This window comes from Corynebacterium sp. NPDC060344, from assembly GCF_042725215.1.
GTDB lineage: Bacteria > Actinomycetota > Actinomycetes > Mycobacteriales > Mycobacteriaceae > Corynebacterium.
In genome coordinates, this window is the sequence record NZ_JBHXCS010000037.1 from 1 (window position 1) to 2,042 (window position 2,042).

At 69.0% G+C, this 2,042-nt stretch carries 3 protein-coding genes; 2 read left to right on the top strand and 1 reads right to left on the bottom strand.

From position 1 onward, the window contains the following. Positions 1 to 383, bottom strand: a 383-nt coding sequence (locus ACFWGD_RS13190) for a hypothetical protein (RefSeq protein ID WP_377779141.1), incomplete at its 3' end; no start/stop codon positions are given. A gap of 278 nt (positions 384 to 661) precedes the next feature. Here ACFWGD_RS13190 and ACFWGD_RS13195 point away from each other — a divergent pair. Together ACFWGD_RS13195 and ACFWGD_RS13200 are read left to right on the top strand one after the other, a co-directional pair. Beyond that, complete coding sequence (locus ACFWGD_RS13195; RefSeq protein WP_377779142.1) at positions 662 to 1,141, top strand: hypothetical protein; 480 nt, start codon at positions 662 to 664, stop codon at positions 1,139 to 1,141. A 389-nt stretch (positions 1,142 to 1,530) separates the two neighbouring features. Continuing rightward, the coding region (locus ACFWGD_RS13200) for a hypothetical protein (protein ID WP_377779143.1) at positions 1,531 to 2,042 on the top strand (512 nt) is incomplete at its 3' end.

Here is a 2,042-nt window from a genome sequence, read left to right on the forward strand (position 1 = left end):
ATCACGGTGTTGGTACGGACGAAGACCTTGGACTTCCAGACCTCCTTGGGCACCATCGTGCGGGCGATGCCCAGAGTGAAGGGCCTGGCGATCAGCAGCGAGCCGAACGCGGTCGCCGCCAGCCACACGTCGACCAAGGCCGGGCCGTACGGGATGAGGGAGGAATCGGGCTGCTTGTAGGACAGCAAGGTGATTCCGGCGAAGAACACGGCCGCGCTCAACTCGATCACCATCTCGTCCCACTTCTTGCCCGAGCGGCGGCCTCGGAAGAGCACGATGCAGGCGATCGCCAGGCCCCACTGGGCGCCGCTGCGCCACTCATCGCTCGTGGCGATGCAGGCGTACGCGATCCAGGGAGCGAAGCTGATCAGGTATCGGGTCATGGAAAAGCTCCTTTCTTACCGCCCATTGCGTCAGCCCGTCCTAAGACGCCGCTAAAGGGGACCCGCCCCCTACCGCCCGGGCGCCCCGGCTCGGCCGCCCGGCCTGGGCCGCCGCCACGCGCCCGCTTCAGCCCTCCCAAGCAATCGGCTGCACGTTCTGGCGAAAATCACTTCGCAACGCCGCCGTCCCGCTGGAGGAACCGTGGTACCCCCGGCCTCGCCCGTGTCCCTCGTGCGGGTGATGGCCGCCCCATCAATTTCGAAATAGTTTCAAAGTCATGAGCACTGAGAACGCTGCCGTGAACTTCTCCGAGCTGGTGAACAAGAACAAGCAAACGCTCGCCCGGCTCAAAGAGTCACCACGGCTGCTGCTGCACCGCAGGGACGGCGAGGACCTGGTCCTCACCACCGTGGCACGGGCTGAGCAAGACCAGAGCGTGGTGTCGGCCGCGACGCGGATACTGGCTGCGATGGCGCGGCGGGAGCCCGGCAGCATGGAACTGCTCCTCGACGTGCTGCCGGACGCCTTTCCCTGGGTCAGCTTCCTCCCCGAGCCCGATGTCCACGCCTTCGCCGTCGAACTCGTCGACACCATGCGCGCCGCCGACTCCATCGGCAACAACGCGTCCATCGCTCACATGCTCATTGCATGGCAGCACACCGCCGAGGTCCACTCCGACCCCGAGCTGCTGGCGGCGCTGACCCGTGACAACGACACGGACTACGGCCCGGCGGCCGATCCGCGCACGGTCGCATGACGCCGGGCCGCGGCGACCGCGCCGCACCCCCTGCGCCGGTCACCATGCGCACGGGACCGAGGCCCTCCACCGGAACGCCTCGCCACCACCAGCTGTAGGGCCAACTGGCGCACGGAACCCACCGCGGACAGACCTGCGAGCAGTGGCAGATCGAAGTAACCGGCGGCGGCCGCATCTGGTACCTCGTGGACACCGCCCATGACACCTGCTGGATCACATTCGCGGGCACGGGCCACCCCCGGGCCACAGAGCGCGGTTGAGCCGGTCTCGCAGCCGGGCCGTGCGTCGCCTCCCCCGGGTTCATGCGGGAGGGGGTGTTTCCCCAGAGCCCGCGGGCACGGCATGGTGCATTGTGCTTTCGTCTGGCCGCGCTCTTGGACGGGGGATCGATGGGGACATGGGATCAGTTTCCGGCGCTGATCGGCGTGGTCGTCGGAGCCGTCGGCTCGTACGCGGTGGCCAGCCTCACCGAGCGGAGCCGCTGGCGGCGGGCGCGGGCGGAGCGCTGGGACGAGAAGAGGTTCCTCACCTACGCGAACTACGCGAGCACCCTGAAGGAACAGATACGCATCGCGCAGCGCATCGGGGCGGCCAGGGGTTTCGAGAACGTGGCGGATCCTCTGGACCCGGGCGAAGGCCTCGCGCAGCTGGCCGAGGCGGAGTCGAGGCGCGCGGCCGAGTGGGAGTCGGTGCTGCTCGTGGGTGATGCCGAAGCCATCGCGGCGGCTCGCGCCTGGCACGAAGCCGTGTGGAACGTCGAGTTGTACGCGCGCGGGCTCAGGGACGACCCCGCCGGGTGGACGAGCGCGGAGAAGGAGGTGAGCCGGGCCCGCGACGCGTTCTACGTGTGCGCGCGCCGCGACCTCGGGATCGCGGGCCCACCCCCGCCCTCCGGCAACTC

Bases quoted from the DNA above. Each gene is read 5' to 3' on its own strand.
- ACFWGD_RS13195 (WP_377779142.1), top strand. From the start codon at position 662: ATGAGCACTGAGAACGCTGCCGTGAACTTCTCCGAGCTGGTGAACAAG.